The following is a 21,159-nucleotide window of genomic DNA, read 5'->3' on the forward strand; positions in this document are numbered from 1 at the left end:
AAAATCTTATTTTATTTTGCAACTTGAAAATAAATCAATTCAAAGTCGATCACCGACTGGTTGATTTTTTCTTGTGTATCGCCAAAAGTTTTTTCGGTAATTTTTGCTAGTTCTGCAGGCGCGAATGTATCAGCAAAATATGCTTGAAAAAACTCACGACTGATCGTTTCGTGGCTAGTGTAGCTGAATTTTTTTTTGTGAAAAGGAATGTGTAATTCCGTTAAAAAAGACTTGTACCGCGCATTTAATGCTAGATCGGGATTCGCTTCCTCGTAGGGCGAGAACAGCTGATCTTCGTCTTTTATAACTCGCAGCAGCAAGCACCAATTACGACTCGCATGATAAAAAGCCAGCAGATCTGATTGAGACTGCAGGGCAGGGTTCATCGCTGAGAAAACAAGATCGTAGCGATGTTTATTTTGAGCCAAAAAGGTTTCTTGCGTTTGCTTGATCAACCGCACATGTTCCGCTGATTTTGCAGCAGCTATTTGTAACATTTTCGCGGAAATATCTACAAGTTCATATTCTTTTACTGCAGTTTGCAGGGCAGGAATATAGCGGCCTGTCCCGCCGGCAAGATCTAAAAATGTGTGACAAGGAAGCAACTTCTGCGCGAATAAAAAATCACGGAGATCTTGTGCAATCGGCAAGGTAGATTCTTGTTGGATCGCTTCATAGTCTTCGGCAAATTCATCCCAAAATGATTCTAGTTCACTCAAATAATCAGACATCAAAGACCTTCTTTCTGCGTATCGCTAGGATTTAGTATACACTTCCAACGAAGGAATTTGAAGATTGCTGAATTTTTTAAGCAGCTACAATAAAATAAAAAGCCTTTGGTAAATTTTATGGAAAAATCATCAAAGGCTTTTCGCTGGACTTCTTTATTTCAATAAGTTTTTCTGTTCGCGTTTGGCGATCATCGGTAAGATCATCCCTAATGAAAGCAAGACGATCGGCGTCAAAATATTTAATATCAATTGGAACATCCACGAACTAGGGTCGGCTGCATAATCAACTTTCGGCAGCATTCCCAGCACACAAGCTAAAATCGTGAAAACAAAACACCAAGAACCAACTAGAAAGCCTAGTTTAGGATTTTTGATAAATTTGTATTCTGAATTGAATTTTTTGTACTGCGCATTCAACATCATGTAGGCGAAGAACACCCAAATATAACGCATCGGCATCACGATCGAATTCAGATTGGTCAACCATTGGACTAAGATACTCATACTCTTGATCCCGAAAATCGGCAAAATGATAATGATACTTACAAGAATCCCCGTCAATAAATACCCATTGATCAGAGTGCCTTTATGATTTCTTTTACGTAACCATTGAGGAACGTATTCCGGATCGGCATCTGATAGTAAAATTTTTAATGGTGCATCGATAGAAAAGGCTAAAGCAGAAGATTGTACGGCAGTTTGAGCTAAGCCGTAGATGATCATCAAAAGATTTCCGACACCTAAGTGATTGCCTAAAATTTGAAAGGCGCTGTAGGCACCGTTGGCCATCAAGTCGTCTGGAATATTGTTGCTGTCAAATAGCATACCCATAGCGACAGAACCAAGTACGGCACTTAATCCAATCATCGTTGCCATAAAGATCATAGCTTTTGGAAAGTTTTTAGTCGGGCGATCGATCGAATTTACATAAGGGGAGATTTTTTCCGCGCCGCCGACCGCGAAGACTAACATAGAAATCGTGGCGAAATAACTAAGGTTGAAATCAGGAATGTAAGTTTTGACATTTCCCATATCAGGTGTAGCCATTTTGAAAGAAGGATCAATAAAAGGAACCGTTACTGCTAGAATAATGAATAAGATCGACATGATCAACATGCCGGAACCTGCGACACTTCCGATGACTTTCAAGGTAGTCAGACCTTTAGTAGATAGAACTAAAAAAATCAAGAAAATTGCTAATGAAATGATCGCGACAGTCCGAACGCTCATATCGGTAGCGACTTGACCGTTACCTTGAAAGACCCAACCAAGAGCGATCAAAACAGATTGCGGTTTTTGCGCAAGATAAGTGATATGAACGACCCAATAAGTCCATGCTGCATAGTAGGCGATTTTTCTTTTGCCGGTCGTTTCTTTGACCCAAGAACTAACACCGCCTGAACTACTTTTAAAAGTGGAACCCAGCTGCCCAACGATCAGTGCATATGGAACAAAATAAAGCAGCATGATCAGTATCCAAGAAACAACTACCGAGATGCCTTGTTGAGCGTAATTGTTAACGACATTACCGAATCCCCAGACCATACTAAAGGCAATCATTGAAACGGTGAACCAACGAATCTTCTTATCAGTCATTTGTACTTCTTCCCTTCTCTCTAAAAATTCTAAAATAAAGCGCTTACATATTTGTTTTAAGTATAGAGAAGAAGAGGTGAAAAAGAGTCTACTTGGCAGATTTTTCATTTATTTTTCTTTTAAATCTAATTTTATATTTATTTTTATCTTAAGGGATAAAATAATCACTTATAACTGACGTTTTGTGATAAGTGGTTGATTTCTAAATGAGTAATAAAAATCAAAAAAGAAGGGGGTCAAGCTCCTTTGATCAAAGTCCTTATCCCAGCTTGGGCTTAGCCGCAATCAACCTGCTCAAAGCTAGAAGAATAGTAAACTATTAGTTTTATATTTTTAGAAATAGTAATATTGTACGACCATGATAGCGATCAAAACTAAGATCCCCGGCAAATAATTAGAGACACGGATCTTAGTCAGCTTCATGACATTTAACCCAATCGCTAAGATCATCAAACCGCCAATCGCGCTAATCTCATTCATGAGACTGTCCAGTAATTCTTTTGGCAAATAGCGGACGATGATACTCGCAAAAATCGTGATTGCACCTTGATAGATTAAGACAGGAAAAGCCGAGAAAAGAACACCGATCCCTAATGAAGCAGTCAACATGATTGACATGAATCCATCCATCACAGCTTTAGTGAATAATGTTTGGTGGCTGCCGGTAACGCCGCTTTCGATCGCCCCAATAATCCCCATCGATCCGATCAGATAGATCAAAGTGGCGGTGACAAAGCCTTCAGCAAAATTACTGTTGCCGCGGGCAAAACGTTTTTCTAAAAATAAACCTAACCGAGTCATTGAGTCCTCGATTTTTAAAAACTCGCCGATCATTCCGCCGAGGCAGATACTGATAATGATCACGATAAACGAACTCGCTTGTAGCGACATTTGGAGTGCTAAGGAAATCACGCCTAAAGCGATCCCTTTTGTGACCGTATCTTTTGTTTGCTCCGTAATATTTCGCAAAATGACTCCGGAAAAGCTCCCCACGATGATCGCAAGGCAATTGACGATTGATCCTAACAACATAAAGCACACCCGGTTTCTATGTATTTGATTAAAAATTAATTAAATATTGCATAGATACCATCTTAACACGAGTAAATTTTTTTTTGAATAGCAAAAACGCCGGATTTTTTGCTATTTGGTTAGCACTGATTTTAGAAAAGGAGAGGTTAATTTTATGAAAGCTCTTTCTTTTCAGGCGTGATTTTTTTAGCTATACTGGATTTAGCAGAAAGGGAGGGAATTTATATGAATGAATTTTTTGCCGAGGAAGAGGAAATAGAAAAAGCGGAAGAAAAAAATCCGCTGATGTTAAAATTATTGAAACAGCGCACGATTTTGATCTATGGTGAGATCAATCAAGAATTAGCCAAGACAGTGACGGAGCAATTACTTTATTTATCAGCCATCAATGATGATCCCATCACGATGTTTATCAACAGCCAAGGCGGTCACGTGGAATCAGGCGATACGATCCATGATGTCATCCGATTTATTAAGCCAAAAGTGAAAATGATTGGGACTGGCTGGGTGGCAAGTGCGGGGATCACGATCTATTTAGCTGCTGATAAAAAAGATCGTTACAGCCTGCCGAATACTCGATACATGATCCATCAGCCAGCAGGCGGCGTACAAGGGCAGTCTACCGAAATCCAGATCGAGGCCAAAGAAATTTTGCGAATGCGCAAACGTGTGAACCAATTGATCGCTAAAGCGACGGGGCAAACACTCGAACAAATCGAAAAAGATACCGATCGCAATTTCTGGCTGTCAGCTGAAGAAGCGAAGGATTACGGCATCGTCGGAAAAATCGTTGAATCGGATACGGCGATCAAATAAAGCTCGCTTTTTTCAAAAATGAATGTACAGATTTTAACAGAAGACCAAATACAAAACTAGAAAAAGGAGTGGGACAAAAATTTTGTCGCACTCCTTTTTTCGAATAAACAGTGTTCAGATTTCACTTCTTTGAAAATTCCTGCATATTCTTGAAATTGTCTATGTCTGTCAAAATCTCTTCTAAAGTTCGATCGTTTCGCCAACAGCCAGGATGGTGCCGACATTTTCTGGCAGCAGTTGAACAAAGGCATTAGGATCTTGTTGGATGACAGGAAAGGTATTGTAATGGATTGGTACGACGTGTTTTGCTTTTAATTTTTTAGCGGCAATAGCGGCATCGGAAGGTCCCATCGTGAAATTGTCTCCAATCGGTAAGAAAGCAAGATCAATGTCAAAGGTCTCGCCTAAAAATGCCATATCGCCAAAGTAGGCGGTGTCCCCGGCATGATAGATGGTTTTTCCTTCAGCTTGCAAAATAAAACCAGCTGGCTCGCCCATGTAAAGCATTTGTCCGTCCACTTCGTAACCTGAACTGTGATAGGCTTGGACCATTTTGACTTGACCAAAAGGAAAATCAAATTTTCCGCCGATATTCATGCCATGTGTTTTTTGCACCCCGTTTTTTTCCGCGAAGTTGCAAATTTCGACGATACTGATGACTGTAGCATCGTTGCGTTTGGCAATTGGGATCATATCGCCGATGTGGTCGCTATGTCCGTGGGTAACTAAGATCCAATCTGTCTTGACTTCATCTGCGATCAGGTCGGTCAAAGAATTTCCTGTGATAAATGGATCGAATAGTAATTTTTGTCCATCTTTCATAACGATCGATAAAACTGAATGACCATGATAAGTGATTTTCATAAGACGCCCTCCTCACTTTTATTATAACGAAAGCCGCCAATAATAAGTAAGCTTTTGCTTTTAAAGTGAAATCGGTTAAACTAGAAAGAAAAATGCGGAGGCGAGAAAATGCAGCTGACGATTGATCCAAAAATAGCTGAACAAGGCGTGACCTTGGCTTATAGCGTCATTGAATTTACCAACGAAGCGTATAATGAAAAGGTTTGGCAGGAACTGTTAGATCCATTACTTAAGCAAATTGAAACGGAAGACACGATCGAACGGATCAGAGAGGAGCCGCAAATTATTGCGACCAAAAAAGTGTATCGAACTTTTGGAAAAGATCCGGCGCGTTTTAGACCGTCGTCTGAGAGTCTATGGCGGCGAATCGTTCAGCAAAAGGGTCTGTATCAGATCAATGCACTTGTCGATTTAAATAATTACTTTTCTTTAAAATGGAAATTGCCTTTTGGGGTCTATGACCTTGCAAAGATAACAGAGCCGATCCAATTGACTGTCGGACAAGCAGAACATTATGCGGGGATCGGAAATAAATCGCTCAACCTCGAAAATCTGTTAGTTTTGACGGATAAAGCGGGCGCATTCGGTAGCCCAACTTCAGATTCAACTAGAGGAATGATCACTGAACAGACGACAAGAGCCTTATTGATTGGCTATCAATTTGCAAGCGACTCAGCCATTGAACAAACTGAAGTAAAAACTAGTTTAGAAAACTATTTATCTGATTGCCGAGTCGTGGAACAAGGCATCATTTAAAAAAACGAGGCAAACTTTCAGCCTCGTCTATTCCCAATTTTTACAAACATCGACCCAGCGTTCAAAGGGGGCATATTTTTCCAATTCCGGAAGCGTCAATTCAATCGCGTTATTTGGATTGCCGCAGGCGGGATAGACACTTTCAAAGCGTTTCAAAGACGCATCTAGATACACTTCGACGCCGGGATTGACGGCAAATGGGCAAACACCGCCGACTGGATGTCCGATGATCGGTTCTACTTCATCCGCTTTCAGCATCAAAGCTCGTTCGCCAAAAGCCGCTTTGTATTTGGCGTTATCGATCTTGGCATCACCGGCAGTAACGATCAAAATATTTTTATGGGCTTTCTTTTGTTTAAAAGACAGTGTTTTAGCGATACGTTCGGGTGCACAATGCAGCGCTTGCGCCGCTAGTTCTACAGTGGCACTAGAAATGGAAAATTCTTGGATACGTTCGGCCAGACCATATTGTGAAAAAAATGATTTTACAGCTTCAGCAGACATACAATTTCCTCCTTATTTATCCGACTATCTTTTCAGCAGAGAAATAGTTTTTCTGCTGCAGATTAGTTTATTAAAATCTGAAAGTTTATCTCATTTGGATTAATTAACAATCATACACGCTTTGCTAAACACAGTAAATGGTCGTTTGTTAAAATAGAAAAAGAGATTCTGATAGGAGAACTCCACGATGAAAGAAGACAAGAAGAAACTATTAGCCAAAGTTGCATACATGTATTATGAACAAGAGTTGACGCAAGCGCAGATCGCCAAAGAACTAGCAATCTATCGTACGACAGTCAGCCGAATGTTGAGCCAAGCCAAAGCAAGCGGCCTCGTGGAAATCAAGATCAATCATTTTGATGCGAGTCTGTTTGAGTTAGAAGAACAGTTGAAACGGACTTTTGATTTGACTGCTGTTGAATTAGTACCGACAGAAAGCAATACTAGCGAAGAAGTAAAAGAAGATCGACTGGCAGTAGCCGCAGGCGCATGGATCCGCCGTCAGTTGACGGATGGAATGACTATAGGCTTGTCTTGGGGTGCCAGTGTTGGCGAGGCGGTCAATAAAATTGAGTCAAAGCAGTTATCGGATAGTACAGTTGTGCCGGTAGTCGGCGGACCGAGCCATATCAATTCGCGCTATCATGTAAACACATTAGTCTATGAACTCGCACGCAAACTAAACGGCAATAGTTTATTCGTGAATGCTACGGTGATCCAAGAAACTAAAGAATTGGCTGAAGGGATCTTCAATTCAAAGTATTTCTATGATTTAAAAGAAGCTTGGCGGCAGCTGGATCTAGCAATCGTCGGGATTGGCGGTCCATTGAGCTATCATAAAAGCCAATGGCGTGATTTATTATCGTCGGCAGATTATGCCGAATTGAAATTACGCGAAGCAGCCGGTGATTGTTGCTGCCGATTTTATGACAGTTATGGAAAAGAGTTGACTGGCGAGTTGAGTCGACGCACGCTCGGGTTGTCTTTAGAAGAATTGGCGAAAGTTCCGCAGTCAGTCGGGATCGCACGTGGGATTTTTAAGGCCCGTTCAATCGTACCGTTATTGAAAAAAGGTTATTTGAAAACATTGATCACCGATCAAGAAACCGCGCAAGAAATTTTACGATTAAACCAACGAAAGTAGTTTTTTTATAAAAAATGCACATTTGTGCGATCATCGAATAAAATTTATTTGCGAAAGGCTTGTTATAGGGCTTTTCGCTTTTTTAGCGAGGAAAGACAGAAATTTTTTTGTTCGGATGCTATGCTTGAGCTATAGAAAAAATGTAAAGGGGATTTTTTTAAATGGAATTTATGTTAGATACAGCCAACCTTGCCGACATTAAAAAATTTGCTGCTAGTTTACCAATCGCTGGTGTTACCTCGAATCCTTCAATTGTAAAAAGAGAAGGGAAGATTGATTTCTTTCAGCACATGAAAGAAATTCGCGAAATTATTGGCGAACAGCGCTCATTGCATGTCCAAGTCGTAGCAACTGATTATGAAGGAATCATTCGAGATGCAGAAACGATTTTAGCGAAAATCGACCAAAAAGTTTTCATCAAGATCCCAGTCAATGAACCTGGATTAAAAGCGATCAAAGAATTAAAACGCCGGGGTGTCAATGTGACAGCGACCGCTATTTATACGAAGTTTCAAGCGTACTTAGCGATCGCAGCGGGAGCTGATTATATCGCACCTTACTTCAATCGGATGGAAAACTTGAACATTGATCCGCGGGAAGCGATTTTTGAAATGGCGGAAGAAATCGAGCGGACAAAGAGCAAGACAAAAATTTTGGCAGCCAGTTTCAAAAATGTCGGTCAAGTCAATGCCGCATTGGAAAACGGCAGCCAAGCGGCAACCATGGGAGTCGACATCATCCAGCAAGCTTTGTCGATGCCGTCGATTGCTCAAGCAGTGACCGATTTTACCGGTGATTGGGAAACGATCTTTGGTGAAGGAACAACTATTGCTGATTTATAAGTCGCAAAGAAAGTGCGACGTTCAGACTGCAGACAACATCTTGACGGTTGATGTCTGCAGTTTTTTTGCCGTCTGCTTCGGCTATATAAATCTTTGTATGGAGTACCTAAAAGCAAATCATTTCCGATTTTTGGGTTAGACTTCTATAATGACAAGTACACGAGAGGGGACGTATGAATGGAAACACGCGCAGTTGTCATCGAACAGTATGGTCATGCAGACCAATTAAAAGAAAGTAAAGTTGAGTTGCCTGAATTAGGCGAACATCAAGTTTTAGTCAAAGTAAAAGCAACGTCTGTCAATCCAATTGATTGGAAGTTGCGGGAGGGCTACTTGGCGCAAATGATGCCATGGGATTTTCCAATTATTTTAGGTTGGGATGTCGCTGGCGAAATCGCAGAAGTGGGCTCGGCAGTATCTGACTGGCAAGTCGGTCAAGCCGTTTTTGCCCGACCTGAAACGACTCGTTTTGGAACTTACGCAGATTTTGCGATTGTTGACGACCATTTATTAGCAACTAAGCCGGCTGTTGTTTCGTTTGCAGAGGCAGCGGCTGTTCCTTTGGCAGGCTTAACCGCCTACCAAGCGCTATTTACTCATGGAAAATTAACAGCTGGAGAAAAAGTACTGATCCATGCAGGTGCTGGCGGCGTTGGAATCTATGCTATCCAATTAGCAAAAAATGCTGGCGCAACAGTTATTACGACAGCCAGTGAAGAAAATCATGCGTTGCTAAAAGAATTAGGCGCCGATCAAGTGATCGATTATCATACGACAGATTTTTCAGAAGTATTATCAGACATTGATTTAGTTTTTGATACCATGGGCGGCGAGGTTCAAGCAAATAGTTTCAAAGTTTTGCCTGAAAATGGCCGCTTAATCTCGATCGTCGGCAAGCCGGACGAAGAATTGGCTAAAAAGGTTGCCGTAGCGGAAAGTATTTGGCTGCAACCGGACGGGAAGCAATTGCAAGAAATCGCAGATCTGATGACTGAGGGAAAAGTAAAAAGTATCGTGGGGCATACTTATCCGCTCACAGCAGCTGGTGTAAAAGCCGCTCATGAGTTGAGCGAAACCCATCATGCCAAAGGCAAAATCGTTTTAATCAATGAATAAAAACGGAATCGATTTTTGCTTTAATCCAATAATTAAATAAAAAAAGCAGCTCTTGTTGTATTCAAGTAAAAATGAATGCGGCAAGAGTTGCTTTTTTTATGAGCGGTCAATCTGAGTGAAATGATCCAAATCAGAGTTAGTTTGCTCAATAAACGAGCGAGTCCGTTTAAAAAATAAAACCTTGTTCTTTTAGAAATTCACTAGTATTTTTCCGGCGTGGATAGCTAAAATGTTGGCGAACTTTTTCTGACCAGTTAGTTTGCTGATTGTTTGCACTGCGCTGTTGATAATACGCTGCAGTTTTTTTGTCGTAGTCCTCGATCAATGCAGGTGTTAATGAGCGGTAAGTATTGCTTCCAAGCACTGCATCGAAGGGCAAGCGCGGTTTGACTTCATTTTTTTCAACAGGATAGCCGACGAACATCCCAAATACTGGGTAAGTTAATTCAGGTAGCTCGAGTAATTCCTTCATTTTGAATAAATCATTGCGAATACCGCCAACGTAACAGACGCCTAGTTTTTCTGATTCAGCAAAGACCGCCATTGACTGGGCAGCTAATGCTGTATCGATAACGGCCGTGACCAATGACTCAAGCGTTCGTAAGTGATCGGTCGCATCTTCATGCAGGGCTAAGACTTGCGCGTGTTTGTTCAAATCAGCCACAAAAATATAAAATTCGCCGTTGTTTCCGTTAGCAACGGGAAAGTTTGCGAGCTGCTCGATCGTTTCTCTTTTTTTCCTGTCGGTGATCTCAACGACTGAGAAGGCTTGTAAAAAATTCGAACTGCTGGCACTTTGAGCAGCTAAGATCAATTTCCTTTTTAGTTCTTGGGTCAATGTTTGCGAGGTGAATGAGCGGACGGATGTGTGTTGGAGCATTGTTTCAAAAAGTTCCATCAAAAAGCCTCCTTTTTTTATCAGCATAATGCTGACGAATCTAGAAGTAAAGAGGAATTGTTTCTTTAGAATAATCATTTGCGGCTGCCTCAATAAATGATTCAGTCCAATGAGCAATCAAACGAGCAAAAGGAAAACACGAACATTCGCTGATAAAACATTGTTTTTATTAATAAAATTTTAATCATTCTGTAATCGTTGTGTTATAATAAAAAACATTATCTGAAGGGAGATATGCAAATGCGGGGAGTAGTAACGGTTATTGGAAAAGATAAGGTCGGGATTGTCGCCGGTGTCAGTCAAAATCTAGCGGAACAAAACATCAATATTCTTGATGTTTCGCAAACGATCATGGGTGAATACTTTACGATGATGATGTCAGTCGACTTGTCTGCTGCGACAGTTGACTTTGAAGCGGCAAAAGCACAGTTTCATGAATTAGGAAAAACGTTGGGTGTCAAGATCAGCATTCAAAACCAAGAAATTTTTGACGCGATGCATAAATTATAGGGAGGTCTGCTTGTGGAAACGAATCAAATACTGGAAACGATTCGAATGATCGAAGAGGAAAATTTGGATATTCGAACGATTACGATGGGGATCTCTTTGTTAGATTGTATCGACAGCGACAGCGATCGCGCATGTGAAAGAATCTATCAAAAAATTACGACTAAAGCTCGCGATCTTGTCAAAGTAGGCGAGGCGATCGAAGCGGAATATGGGATCCCAATTATTAATAAGCGAATTTCTGTCACACCGATCGGTATCATTGCTGCGGCAACTCCAGATACTGATTATGTGAAATTTGCTAAAACGTTAGACAGAGCGGCCAAAGCCGTCGGAGTAAATTTTTTGGGCGGATTCTCGGCTTTAGTCGAAAAAGGCTATCAACACGGCGATAAAATTTTGATCGACTCGATTCCGCAAGCTTTGGCGGAGACAGATTTTGTCTGTGCCTCGGTGAATATCGGTTCAACAAGAGCAGGAATCAATATGGATGCCGTCGCTCATATGGGGGAAATCGTAAAGAAAACCGCCGAAGCTTCTGATTTAGGTTGTGCTAAACTAGTCGTTTTCGCAAATGCAGTCGAAGACAACCCATTCATGGCGGGGGCTTTTCATGGTGTAGGTGAAGCAGATTGTGTCATCAACGTCGGTGTCAGTGGACCGGGTGTAGTGAAACGTGCATTGGAAAAAGTGAAAGGTGAACCTTTTGACGTAGTAGCCGAAGTAGTGAAAAAAACAGCTTTTAAAATCACACGAATGGGTCAAATGGTCGGTAAAATCGCATCGGAACGTTTAGATGTGCCGTTTGGTATCGTCGATTTATCGTTAGCGCCGACACCGGCAGTGGGGGATTCAGTGGCGCACGTTTTGGAAGAAATGGGTCTGGAAAGTGTCGGAACTCATGGTACGACGGCAGCTTTGGCATTGCTAAATGATGCAGTCAAAAAAGGCGGCGTGATGGCCTGCAATCATGTAGGCGGACTATCCGGTGCTTTTATTCCGGTCTCAGAAGATGCGGGGATGATCGATGCAGTCAACAATGGTTCGTTGACGATCGAAAAACTAGAAGCGATGACTGCAATCTGTTCAGTAGGACTAGACATGATCGCGATTCCTGGTGCAACACCGGCAAGCAGTATCGCTGCGATGATCGCTGATGAAGCGGCTATCGGGGTGATCAATCACAAAACAACGGCTGTCCGAATTATTCCTGCCAAAGATAAAAAAATTGGCGAGATGGTTGAATTTGGTGGCTTATTAGGAAGGGCACCGGTCATGGCGGTCAATTCAGCGGGTTCTGCAGATTTTGTCGCTCGCGGCGGACGAATCCCGGCACCAATTCATTCCTTTAAAAATTAAGCTAGTTGAAAGCGTCGAGTTTGTCCGTTTAATCACTAAGCGGGCTGGTTAGATCATTAAAAAAATGGGGCGAAGATTTTTCTTTTGCACCATTTTTTTATTTAGTCAGAAATATTCAAGCCAGCTATCAAAAAATTTTGTGTTAGAATGAAATGGACAAAAAAACAGGAGCGGACAAATGAAAAATAAGACGTATTTAAAGGCGAGTTTACGCGAAATTTTTTATTCAAAGGGACGGTTTATTGCGATCGTTCTAATTATTTTATTGGGAACTTTACTGTATGTTGGGATCAAAGCTACTGGTCCGATCTTGAACCATTCAGCGAGTCGATACGTGGATAAACAGGAGCTGTCTAATTTGCAGATCATTTCGACTGGCGGTCTGACGGCAGAAGATGAAGTGGCAGCAGCGAAAATCCCCGATGCACAAGTTGAGAGCGGCTATCAATTTTTTTATGCCGACGATGAAAAAAATCAAGTCATCAAACTGTATTCATATGCTGAAAAGAATCAGCAAAATCAATTGATCGTCAAAAAAGGCCGCCTACCTAAAAAAGAAAATGAGATTGTTCTGGATGAAAAGGCGCTGAGTGAAGGCTATCGATTGAATCAGACATTCAAAATCAAGCAGCCAGATCAATTGGAGCGCCAAAATTTTAAGATCGTAGGCTTTGTTCAATCTCCGCTGTATATCAACACGGAAGAACGCGGACTTTCGACTATTGGAAATGGCAGTGTTGATTTTTTTGCTTATTTGCCAGAAAGCAATTTTTCCAATGAAGTAAAATCGGTGATCTATGTTCGCTTTGCAAATGTTAAAAACAAAGAGACCTATGGCAAAGCATATGAAACAGCGATGGATAAAAATATCGAGCAGACCGAAAAATTATTTGCGGATCGGCCGAAAGAACGGCTAGCAGAAATCAAAGCCGATGCGGAAAAAGAATTGTTACCAAAAAAAGCTGAAGTGACAGATGATTTGGCAAAATTAACGGCAGCTCAAAAAGAATTGGATCAAGCAAACACGCAACTGAAACAGCAAGCGAGTGCGGTTCCAGCGGGAAATCCTCAATTGACGCAAGCTCAAGCAGAATTAGAAGCACAGCAAAAAGAACTTACGAGTAATCGTGAACAGCTGCTGGCTGCGCAAGAAAAGCTCAACGCAAGTGAAAAAGAATTCAGTGAATTGAAAACGCCAAGCTATTCATATAATCAGCGAGCAGATAATTCTGGTTTTCAGGAATACGGCGATCTTTCTGAGCGAATTGCGGCGATTGCCAATGTCTTTCCAGTCTTTTTCTTTTTTATCGCGGCACTCATCACATTTACGACGATGACGCGGATGGTTGAAGAAAATCGGCGGGAGATTGGGACATTGAAAGCATTAGGCTATTCACGCTTTGAAATTTCAATCAAATATATCATTTACGCTTTATCGGCCGCGACGATCGGAATCGTTTTAGGAAGTTTGATTGGGACGCATACATTGCCGCGCTTGATCTTTGAACTTTCCAGCGATCGATATAATTTACCGGGAGTCGAGGCGTTTTACTTAATACGGCCGATTATCCAAGCGGCAATCGCCTTTTTATTTGCTAGTTTAGGTGCGGCATTACTTGTTTTATTGCGGGAACTGCATGAAAAGCCAGCAGTATTGCTGCAGCCTAAAGCACCAAAACCTGGGAAACGAATCTTTTTAGAACGAATCACGCCGATCTGGTCGCGGATGAGTTTTAATTCAAAGGTCAGCTATCGAAATCTATTTCGTTATAAGTCGCGCATGATCATGGCGGTGATCGGGATCGCCGGTTGCGCGGCTTTGATGGTAGCAGGTGTTGGTTTGAAAGATTCGATCGGTTCTGTCGGCGACAAGCAATTTGGACCGATCATTGATTACGACGCAACGGTCACTTTAAAAGATCAACCGGATCAGAAAAAAGTAGAGTCGCTCTTTTCGCAGAATAAAAAAATCACCAGCCAATTAGCCGCACTGAATCAAACGGTCGAGTTAAAACAAAAAGGTCAAGCTAATCAAAAGCTGACGATGATGGTGCCGGAAAATCGGCAAAAATTTGGCAACTATCTGCATTTAAAACAAGCAGAAAAATCATTTGAACTGCCGAATAATGGAGCGGTAATTACGCAAAAAATGGCCGAATTATTTGATTTGACCGAAGGGGACAGCTTAACGGTCTATGATGAAGACCAGCAAACCTTTAAAGTCAAAATCGCTAAAATCACTGATAACTATTTAGGAAATTTTCTTTACTTGTCAAAAGATTACTATCAACAAACTCGCGGGAAAGAGTTCGTAATGAATAGTTATTTACTAAAAAGCAAAAAAATGACGAAGAACGAAGAGCAGAGACTATCCCAAAAACTGTTAAGCAGCAATCAAGTACTGAATACGTCGTTTATGTCTACCCAAATCAAAACACAAGAACATTCAATGGAGAATCTTGACGGGATCGTGTGGATCTTTGTGGTCTTGTCGGGACTGTTGGCATTCATCGTGCTGTATAATTTAACGAATATCAATGTCTCCGAAAGACTGCGCGAGTTGTCTACGATCAAAGTTCTAGGCTTTTATGATCGAGAGGTCACTGCCTATATTTTCCGTGAGAATTTTGTCTTTACACTGTTGGGTATTTTGTTCGGGTATGGCTTAGGAATCATTTTGACGAAATTTATTTTGGATCAGGCTTCGATGGAAACAATCACTTTCCCATTAGTTATTCGACCGGGTGCCTATCTGCTTTCAGGCGGGCTGACGATTTTGTTCTCAGGAATCGTAATGGTCGCAACTCATTTCCGCTTGCGCCACATCAATATGATCGATGCCTTAAAATCAAATGAATAAGCGTCAAAAAAGCGTTGACAAACATTTTAGGCCAGTCTATGCTTTAATCAATAGTTGAATGCAATGAGAAGGATACAATCTGATTTTATTCGCCATCACAAGAGAAAGAAGCCTTGGCTGGAAGCTTCTGATTGAGAAAAATAGATTACTCCCTTTGAGCGGCCGTAAACGGTCCGGTCGATACTCGTTATGTATCTTATGAGCCAAAAAGGATAAAGCTTTTTGGGAACTTGGGTGGTAACACGTTTATTCACGTCCCTATTTTATAGGGACTTTTTTTTATTGGAAACCCTCCAGACCTTTTGTTAAAATTAATAAAAGGTACGCAACAATAAATTTTTTAGTGAGAAAGCGGATCGGAGTTGAGTTGAATGTCAAAAGAAATCGAAATTGTTTTACCAGATGGAAGCAAACAAAAGGTGAGCGAAAATACCACCTTGTTTGAAATAAAAAATCAATTGCAAGAAGATGCAGTTGTCGGCAGTATTGATGGCGAGCTTGTTGACTTATCAACTCCAGTCAAAAAAAATTCAGAGATCGCTTTTTATGATTGTGCTTCTCCTGAAGGGGCGACAGCAATCTGTCAATTGGTCAGTCTGCTGCTGGAAGAAGCGATCAAAGCGCAACATCCAGAAGCGTTGTTCGCCAAACCGCAGCGTGAAGATCAAACCATTTGGGTCGACTTGCGCGTAAACCAACCATTGAGTGCGCTAGTTTTGAAAGATCTGGAACACCATATCAAGAAAAAGATCAAAGCCGACGCGAAGATCGAAAGTTTGACGCTGACTGTGTCAGAAGCAAAAGAGATCTTTAAAGACAATGAGTTGAAACTCTTTGCCTTATCGGAATTAGAAGAAAACCGACTCGTTTTCGTTTACTCTTTCGGTGATGTGACGGAATTTTTCCTTGAACCAGCCGCCTTGGAATTAGCAACTGCTAAATATTTTTCATTATTGAAAGTTTCCGGCGCTTACTGGCAGGGAAATCCGGATAATGAAATGTTGCAACGGGTGACCGGGGTCGTTTTTGCGGAAAAAGCGCAGCTCTTGGATCATTTGGATTATTTAGAGGAATCAGAAAAACGCAGTCATCAGAAGCTTGGCAAAGAACTGGATCTATTTATGTTTTCTGAAGAAGCACCGGGAATGCCTTTTTACTTGGAAAACGGACTGATCATTCGCAATGAATTGCAAAAATTTTTACGGGAACTGCAAGCAAAATATGATTATAAAGAAGTTAAAACACCATTGATTTTGAATCAGCGTTTATGGGAACGTTCTGGTCACTGGGATCATTATAAAAATAATATGTACTTCACAAAAGTCGCAGATGAAGACTACGCATTAAAACCGATGAACTGTCCGGGACATTGTTTGATCTTCAAAGACCGCAAGCGGTCGTATCGGGACCTACCCATGCGAATGGCTGAGTTTGGTCAAGTCCATCGCCACGAATTCAGCGGAGCATTGAATGGCTTGCTTAGAGTTCGGACATTTTGTCAAGATGATGCACATATCTTTGTGCGAAGAGACCAAATCGAACAAGAAATCGCGTTAGCTTTAAAAATTATTGATGAAGTTTATAAGATTTTTGGTTTTGAATATGCCGTCGAGCTGTCGACTCGGCCGGATGATTTTATGGGTGAGATCGAGTTGTGGGACGAAGCCGAAGCGTCATTAGGAAAAGTATTGACGGATCTTGGTTATAAATACAATATCAATGAAGGCGACGGCACGTTTTATGGACCAAAAATCGATATTTATATTAAGGACGCGCTGAATCGCAGCCATCAATGTGCGACTGTTCAATTAGATTTTCAAATGCCGGGGAAATTTGATTTAACGTATATTGATGAGAAGAATCAGGAGGCGCAGCCAGTAATGATCCATCGGGCAGTTTTTGGTTCATTGGATCGTTTCCTAGGTATTTTAATCGAGCATTATGCGGGAGCTTTTCCATTTTGGCTGGCACCAAAACAAGTGGCACTGCTCAGTGTTGCCCAAACACATGAAAATGGCGTAGAAAAATTGTTCCAAGAATTCCACGCCGCTGGGATTCGGGTCGAAAAAGATTTGCGCAATGAAAAATTAGGCAAAAAGATTCGCGAAGCAGAATTGCGGAAAATCCCGTATATTTTAGTAATCGGCGACAAAGAGTTGGCAGATGGAAGCTTTGCTGTTCGCAAACACGGCAGCGACACTGTCAAACAAATGTCAAAAGCGGAGTTTATGGAGCTGTTGAAGCAACAAGCACAAGAAAAAAATCATCAGTACTACTGATCGTGGAAGAAGATTGTGGCAAAAGCAGGTCGTTTCAAAAAATAAGCCGGAATTTCCGAAAATTGCTTCTCAAATTTTTGCGAGGTTTCGGCTTATTTTCGACGAAGCTATTGCTCACCGGTTATTCGGAAAAAGGGTTGTGACGTCTGGTCACAACCCTTTTCTGATGCCTGCAAGCAGCCAGTGTGTCTTGAAATGGAAATCTTGCAACAACTCTGCTTCGCCCCAATGATTCGCTAACATGTCTGTTAACGAATCGATGACTAATTTCATGGAGAAATATAAAAAACTGATTTGTTCATCCAAGGTAGGCATAATAAACTGATTTTTTGCCAAAATTTTTGTCCAAGCAGCGATGCCGTGTTCAGTTGCTGAACGATAGGAAAAAAGATGACTATTTTGCGATAATAATACTAATTGCCGGTAGCGCGGAGCCTCTTGATCCAAATCGACATAAAGCAATAAGAAGGCTTCGATTCCTTGAAAGAAATCACCATCTTGCTTAGTCATGTACTTGATGATTTCCCCATGAATCTGTCCAGCATAAAAGTGGATCAAATAATCATAAGCGTCATTTAAATCTTCAAAATATTTATAAAAAATTCCCCGCGACATCTGTAAGGCGTCTACGATCTCGCTGACTTTTACTTGACTGACAGGTTTTTCATAAAAAATCTTCAGCAATAAATCACGAATCTCAGCTTGGCGTGTTTCTGGTAAATTTTGAAAAGTTTTTTTAGGCATCGGGTACCTCGAATCAGGACTTTTTTTCTATTATAACACATGAGCATAACCGGTGACATTTTGTCACTATAAGTGTACGCTAGTTTCAGAAAGGGTGAGTAGATGTTTTTAGCTTGGAAAGAAATTCGCTATGCGAAATTGAGATATGGGTTGATCGTAGGGATCATGATCCTAGTTGCGTATGTAGTTTTTATGTTGTCAGGGCTAGCCAGCGGGTTGGCTGACGGCAATCGCAAGGCAATCGATGATTGGAACGCGACTGCAATTATTTTGTCAGAAGATAGCAACAAAGTAGTCAATGCTTCGCAGTTACAACAAAGCGATACGAGTCGTGTAACGGCCAAAGAAAAAGCCGGAGTGGGAGTCTATGCGACTGCCATTGAGAAAAAAAGCGGCGGTGAAAAAACCAATGTGTCGATTTTTGGTACTGCTAATGATGCTTTTATCGTTCCAAAAATCATCAAAGGCCGCTTGTATCAAAACAAAGATGAAACGATCGTATCTGAAAATTTATTAGCAGAAGGCTATCGCTTGAATCAGTCGATAAAAGTCAATGACCAAACATTGAAGATCGTCGGAGTGATCAAAGAAACGACATACATGATTGCGCCGGTGATTTATTTAGATCCGACTGTATTCAATACGTTGAAATACGGGTCGCACGCTGGCGGAAATGATCCCATCAATATGATCGTAACAAAAGGCCAAACAAAAATTGAGCAGGGTCAGACAAAGTTAGAGAAAATAACTCCAGAAACGTTTATTGAAAATATTCCCGGATACACTCCAGAAAAATTGACATTAAATACAATGATCTATTTCTTGTTTGTTGTTGTGACCGCGATCATTGGAATTTTTATGCATGTGATCACGCTGCAAAAAACGTCAATTTTCGGTGTGATGAAAGCGCAAGGAGTAGCGACTAGTTATTTAGTGCGCTCAGTCTTGGCGCAGGCATTTCTCGTAGGAATAATCGGGGTTGCCGTCGCTGTTGGATTAAGTGTACTCACTAGTTTAGTTTTGCCAAGCGCGATGCCTTTTGCGGTCCATGCAACTGACTGGGCACTTTATAGTGTGATTTTAGTAGTTGTCGCGATGATCGGCGGGTTATTCTCGATGCGGACTGTCACAAAAGTAGATCCAGTAACGGCGATTGGAGGAGAATAAGATGAGTAATGTCTTGCTGATGGAAAAAATCGTAAAAAAATTTGGTCAAGGACATACAGAAGTCACGGCATTAAAAAAGATTGATTTTACTGTTGAAAAAGGCGAATTTGTAAGTGTGATCGGGCCTTCAGGTTCAGGTAAGAGTACGTTTTTAACGATCGCCGGCGGTTTGCAAACGCCGACTGAAGGGAAAATCGTCATCAATGGATCAGATTTCAGCCAGATGAATGAGAAAGAACGCTCAAAGGCGCGGTTCAAAGAGATCGGTTTTATTTTACAAAGTTCCAATTTAATTCCGTTTCTAAAAGTTCAGGAACAATTTCAATTAGTAGAAAAAATTGAGGGAGAAAAAAATCCGGAAAAGATCGAAGAATTACTGAAATCGTTAGACATTTGGGAGTTGCGAGAACAATATCCCAAAGCCTTATCCGGCGGTGAAAGACAGCGAGTCGCCATCGCGCGTTCGCTGTTCAACGATCCGCAATTGATTTTGGCAGATGAACCGACAGCCAGCCTTGATTCTGATCATGCGTATGATGTAGTAAAACTTTTGGCTAAAGAAGCTCATGAGCGCAAGAAAGCGATCGTCATGGTCACTCACGATGAACGGATGACGCAGTGGAGCGATCATATTTATCAAATGAAAGATGGCGAACTGTTGTTAAAACAATAGTTGCTAAATTTCCTGTTTCCTGTGTATGATAGTTAGGCTGCTGATTTTATTCAAGCGAGAAGCAGTTAGGATAAGATGAGACTGTCTGACTAAAGCTAAGTTTAGCGGGCGCAATGTTTAAAGATCCAATGAATTAATAGAAAGCAGGGAACAGATGGATATCTATTTAAAAAAAGCCGCCCTTCACATCGTTGATCGGGAGTCCGGCGATCCAATCTATAGTCAAAGTGAACTAGATTTGACGAAAGAATACATTCGCGACTATGTAACGAAAAAAGTTCAAAAATTATCTTCAGCCCAAACAAAGACGGGAACATTAGCGGAAGATTCACATTTTGCTTTATTAAGCCGACAAGCAGAACATGATTTTTTACCAGCTAGTGAGAAAATCGTGGCCCGCTGGTATGAAGCGTATAAAGAAAGTGAAGAGGCGCCTAGTGCGGATGCGTTTGTCGTGTTGTACGAAGAAGATACGCAACTCTATCTAGCTTTTTTGAAAGTCAATTATCATGAAGGCTACACCCATATCGTTGATTCTGATGAAGCGGGCTTAAAAAATGAATTGATCCTTCATCGTGCACTGCTTTCAAACAAAACACAAAAAGCCGACGAAGGGATCGTCGTTAATTTAGGTAACCTAAGTTATGAATTGATTGAAAAAAAATATCCTTTTTCTGGTGAGAAACGTTTGTATTTTTCAACGCAAGTGATTGAAAGCCGCCCAGCTCCTTCATTGGAAGAAAATGTGCGGGTCATCAAGAAAGTAGCGGAAAAAATCGGCGCAAAATTTGAAAGTCCAAAACATGATGTGATCGCTGATGTGAAAGAGGCCGTTTATGATGTGGTGGAAGAAAGCGGTCAGATTGATGCCAAAATCGTGGCCCAAAAAGTTTTCAAAGATAATGTATCGGCTCAAATCGCTTTTCAAGAAGAAGTCGTGGAAAAAGGGTACGTCGATCAAGCACCGCTTTTACGGGAAGTTCGCGAGATCACTGAGAAAAAATACGGCAAACAAAAATTGAAGTTATCTAACGGAATCGAATTGATCGTACCGCTTGATGTTTATCGCAATCCTGAACTGATCGAATTTATCAATAATCCGGATGGAACGATCTCTGTAACGATCAAAAACGTCGATGAAGTGATTAATCGTTTATAAAAAGAATTGTAGCCAAGTTTTGAGACAGAATTAGGCTACAATTCTTTTTTAGGCTGAAATGGAACGATTCGCTGATCAATCATTTGCTGTATAAGATAAAAAAAGCCGACTT

The 21,159-nt window shown here is 41.1% G+C and carries 19 protein-coding genes; 12 read left to right on the top strand and 7 right to left on the bottom strand.

Annotation, left to right across the window (positions count from 1 at the left end; all coding sequences use genetic code 11):
- Window positions 1-11 precede the first annotated feature (11 nt).
- The 3 genes from FFM63_RS06225 to FFM63_RS06235 form a co-directional block, all read right to left on the bottom strand.
- Window positions 12-731, bottom strand: a complete 720-nt coding sequence (locus FFM63_RS06225) for a methyltransferase domain-containing protein (RefSeq protein ID WP_137609456.1) — start codon at window positions 729-731, stop codon at window positions 12-14.
- 153 nt (window positions 732-884) lie between these two features.
- Window positions 885-2,327: an amino acid permease gene (locus FFM63_RS06230; protein ID WP_137609457.1), complete on the bottom strand. Its 1,443-nt coding sequence runs from the start codon at window positions 2,325-2,327 to the stop codon at window positions 885-887.
- A gap of 333 nt (window positions 2,328-2,660) precedes the next feature.
- Window positions 2,661-3,359 carry a DUF554 domain-containing protein gene (locus FFM63_RS06235; RefSeq protein WP_137609458.1) on the bottom strand — a complete coding sequence of 233 codons (699 nt, stop codon included), beginning with the start codon at window positions 3,357-3,359 and terminating at the stop codon, window positions 2,661-2,663.
- A 225-nt stretch (window positions 3,360-3,584) separates the two neighbouring features.
- Here FFM63_RS06235 and FFM63_RS06240 point away from each other — a divergent pair, with 225 nt between their 5' ends.
- Complete coding sequence (locus tag FFM63_RS06240; RefSeq protein WP_137609459.1) at window positions 3,585-4,175, top strand: ATP-dependent Clp protease proteolytic subunit; 591 nt, start codon at window positions 3,585-3,587, stop codon at window positions 4,173-4,175.
- A gap of 180 nt (window positions 4,176-4,355) precedes the next feature.
- On the opposite strand, the gene FFM63_RS06245 is transcribed toward FFM63_RS06240, so the two are convergent.
- The gene (locus FFM63_RS06245) at window positions 4,356-5,039 is read right to left on the bottom strand and encodes a metal-dependent hydrolase (RefSeq protein ID WP_137609460.1); all 684 of its coding nucleotides are present in this window, start codon (window positions 5,037-5,039) and stop codon (window positions 4,356-4,358) included.
- Window positions 5,040-5,147: 108 nt separating this feature from the next.
- Here FFM63_RS06245 and FFM63_RS06250 point away from each other — a divergent pair, with 108 nt between their 5' ends.
- On the top strand, window positions 5,148-5,795 hold the full coding sequence (locus FFM63_RS06250) for a B3/B4 domain-containing protein (RefSeq protein WP_137609461.1): 648 nt from the start codon (window positions 5,148-5,150) through the stop codon (window positions 5,793-5,795).
- A 27-nt stretch (window positions 5,796-5,822) separates the two neighbouring features.
- On the opposite strand, the gene FFM63_RS06255 is transcribed toward FFM63_RS06250, so the two are convergent.
- Window positions 5,823-6,299 carry a YbaK/EbsC family protein gene (locus FFM63_RS06255; protein WP_137609462.1) on the bottom strand — a complete coding sequence of 159 codons (477 nt, stop codon included), beginning with the start codon at window positions 6,297-6,299 and terminating at the stop codon, window positions 5,823-5,825.
- Between the two features lie 187 nt (window positions 6,300-6,486).
- On the opposite strand from FFM63_RS06255, the gene FFM63_RS06260 reads away from it, so the two are divergent.
- From FFM63_RS06260 to FFM63_RS06270, 3 genes are all read left to right on the top strand, one after another.
- The gene (locus FFM63_RS06260) at window positions 6,487-7,443 is read left to right on the top strand and encodes a sugar-binding transcriptional regulator (RefSeq protein WP_137609463.1); all 957 of its coding nucleotides are present in this window, start codon (window positions 6,487-6,489) and stop codon (window positions 7,441-7,443) included.
- Between the two features lie 161 nt (window positions 7,444-7,604).
- A complete protein-coding gene (locus FFM63_RS06265) occupies window positions 7,605-8,285 on the top strand; it encodes a fructose-6-phosphate aldolase (RefSeq protein ID WP_137609464.1) in 681 nt (226 codons plus the stop codon).
- A gap of 177 nt (window positions 8,286-8,462) precedes the next feature.
- Window positions 8,463-9,401 carry an NADP-dependent oxidoreductase gene (locus FFM63_RS06270; RefSeq protein ID WP_137609465.1) on the top strand — a complete coding sequence of 313 codons (939 nt, stop codon included), beginning with the start codon at window positions 8,463-8,465 and terminating at the stop codon, window positions 9,399-9,401.
- Between the two features lie 166 nt (window positions 9,402-9,567).
- Here the strand turns inward: FFM63_RS06270 and FFM63_RS06275 are convergent, their stop codons facing one another.
- Window positions 9,568-10,299: an NADPH-dependent oxidoreductase gene (locus FFM63_RS06275; RefSeq protein WP_137609466.1), complete on the bottom strand. Its 732-nt coding sequence runs from the start codon at window positions 10,297-10,299 to the stop codon at window positions 9,568-9,570.
- A 240-nt stretch (window positions 10,300-10,539) separates the two neighbouring features.
- Here FFM63_RS06275 and FFM63_RS06280 point away from each other — a divergent pair, with 240 nt between their 5' ends.
- The 4 genes from FFM63_RS06280 (at window position 10,540) to thrS (ending at window position 17,304) form a co-directional block, all read left to right on the top strand.
- Window positions 10,540-10,809 (top strand): ACT domain-containing protein, encoded by a 270-nt coding sequence (locus FFM63_RS06280; RefSeq protein WP_137609467.1) that lies wholly within the window; start codon window positions 10,540-10,542, stop codon window positions 10,807-10,809.
- Window positions 10,810-10,821: 12 nt separating this feature from the next.
- The gene (locus FFM63_RS06285) at window positions 10,822-12,165 is read left to right on the top strand and encodes a PFL family protein (protein WP_137609468.1); all 1,344 of its coding nucleotides are present in this window, start codon (window positions 10,822-10,824) and stop codon (window positions 12,163-12,165) included.
- A 178-nt stretch (window positions 12,166-12,343) separates the two neighbouring features.
- Window positions 12,344-15,025 (top strand): FtsX-like permease family protein, encoded by a 2,682-nt coding sequence (locus FFM63_RS06290; RefSeq protein WP_137609469.1) that lies wholly within the window; start codon window positions 12,344-12,346, stop codon window positions 15,023-15,025.
- Between the two features lie 371 nt (window positions 15,026-15,396).
- A complete protein-coding gene (thrS, locus tag FFM63_RS06295) occupies window positions 15,397-17,304 on the top strand; it encodes a threonine--tRNA ligase (RefSeq protein WP_137609470.1) in 1,908 nt (635 codons plus the stop codon).
- A gap of 150 nt (window positions 17,305-17,454) precedes the next feature.
- Here the strand turns inward: thrS and FFM63_RS06300 are convergent, their stop codons facing one another.
- Entirely contained in the window at window positions 17,455-18,048 is a 594-nt protein-coding gene (locus tag FFM63_RS06300; RefSeq protein WP_137609471.1) for a TetR/AcrR family transcriptional regulator, read from the bottom strand.
- A 102-nt stretch (window positions 18,049-18,150) separates the two neighbouring features.
- On the opposite strand from FFM63_RS06300, the gene FFM63_RS06305 reads away from it, so the two are divergent.
- The 3 genes from FFM63_RS06305 to FFM63_RS06315 all read left to right on the top strand — a co-directional run bounded on the left by FFM63_RS06305 (window position 18,151) and on the right by FFM63_RS06315 (window position 21,047).
- Window positions 18,151-19,215 carry an ABC transporter permease gene (locus FFM63_RS06305; RefSeq protein WP_137609472.1) on the top strand — a complete coding sequence of 355 codons (1,065 nt, stop codon included), beginning with the start codon at window positions 18,151-18,153 and terminating at the stop codon, window positions 19,213-19,215.
- A 1-nt stretch (window position 19,216) separates the two neighbouring features.
- Window positions 19,217-19,888, top strand: a complete 672-nt coding sequence (locus FFM63_RS06310) for an ABC transporter ATP-binding protein (RefSeq protein ID WP_137609473.1) — start codon at window positions 19,217-19,219, stop codon at window positions 19,886-19,888.
- Window positions 19,889-20,042: 154 nt separating this feature from the next.
- Window positions 20,043-21,047, top strand: a complete 1,005-nt coding sequence (locus tag FFM63_RS06315; protein ID WP_137609474.1) for a nucleoid-associated protein — start codon at window positions 20,043-20,045, stop codon at window positions 21,045-21,047.
- Window positions 21,048-21,159: the final 112 nt, after the last annotated feature.

It is taken from the genome of Enterococcus pingfangensis (assembly GCF_005405205.1).
GTDB classification, from domain to species: domain Bacteria; phylum Bacillota; class Bacilli; order Lactobacillales; family Enterococcaceae; genus Enterococcus_A; species Enterococcus_A pingfangensis.

Excerpts from the sequence above, each read along its gene's own strand:
- FFM63_RS06300 (WP_137609471.1), bottom strand. The coding sequence starts at position 18,048 with ATGCCTAAAAAAACTTTTCAAAATTTACCAGAAACACGCCAAGCTGAG.
- FFM63_RS06250 (WP_137609461.1), top strand. The coding sequence starts at position 5,148 with ATGCAGCTGACGATTGATCCAAAAATAGCTGAACAAGGCGTGACCTTG.
- FFM63_RS06235 (WP_137609458.1), bottom strand. The coding sequence starts at position 3,359 with ATGTTGTTAGGATCAATCGTCAATTGCCTTGCGATCATCGTGGGGAGC.
- thrS (WP_137609470.1), top strand. The coding sequence starts at position 15,397 with ATGTCAAAAGAAATCGAAATTGTTTTACCAGATGGAAGCAAACAAAAG.
- FFM63_RS06280 (WP_137609467.1), top strand. The coding sequence starts at position 10,540 with ATGCGGGGAGTAGTAACGGTTATTGGAAAAGATAAGGTCGGGATTGTC.
- FFM63_RS06245 (WP_137609460.1), bottom strand. The coding sequence starts at position 5,039 with ATGAAAATCACTTATCATGGTCATTCAGTTTTATCGATCGTTATGAAA.
- FFM63_RS06290 (WP_137609469.1), top strand. The coding sequence starts at position 12,344 with ATGAAAAATAAGACGTATTTAAAGGCGAGTTTACGCGAAATTTTTTAT.
- FFM63_RS06275 (WP_137609466.1), bottom strand. The coding sequence starts at position 10,299 with ATGGAACTTTTTGAAACAATGCTCCAACACACATCCGTCCGCTCATTC.
- FFM63_RS06310 (WP_137609473.1), top strand. The coding sequence starts at position 19,217 with ATGAGTAATGTCTTGCTGATGGAAAAAATCGTAAAAAAATTTGGTCAA.
- FFM63_RS06305 (WP_137609472.1), top strand. The coding sequence starts at position 18,151 with ATGTTTTTAGCTTGGAAAGAAATTCGCTATGCGAAATTGAGATATGGG.
- FFM63_RS06265 (WP_137609464.1), top strand. The coding sequence starts at position 7,605 with ATGGAATTTATGTTAGATACAGCCAACCTTGCCGACATTAAAAAATTT.
- FFM63_RS06230 (WP_137609457.1), bottom strand. The coding sequence starts at position 2,327 with ATGACTGATAAGAAGATTCGTTGGTTCACCGTTTCAATGATTGCCTTT.
- FFM63_RS06225 (WP_137609456.1), bottom strand. The coding sequence starts at position 731 with ATGTCTGATTATTTGAGTGAACTAGAATCATTTTGGGATGAATTTGCC.
- FFM63_RS06315 (WP_137609474.1), top strand. The coding sequence starts at position 20,043 with ATGGATATCTATTTAAAAAAAGCCGCCCTTCACATCGTTGATCGGGAG.
- FFM63_RS06240 (WP_137609459.1), top strand. The coding sequence starts at position 3,585 with ATGAATGAATTTTTTGCCGAGGAAGAGGAAATAGAAAAAGCGGAAGAA.
- FFM63_RS06255 (WP_137609462.1), bottom strand. The coding sequence starts at position 6,299 with ATGTCTGCTGAAGCTGTAAAATCATTTTTTTCACAATATGGTCTGGCC.
- FFM63_RS06260 (WP_137609463.1), top strand. The coding sequence starts at position 6,487 with ATGAAAGAAGACAAGAAGAAACTATTAGCCAAAGTTGCATACATGTAT.
- FFM63_RS06270 (WP_137609465.1), top strand. The coding sequence starts at position 8,463 with ATGGAAACACGCGCAGTTGTCATCGAACAGTATGGTCATGCAGACCAA.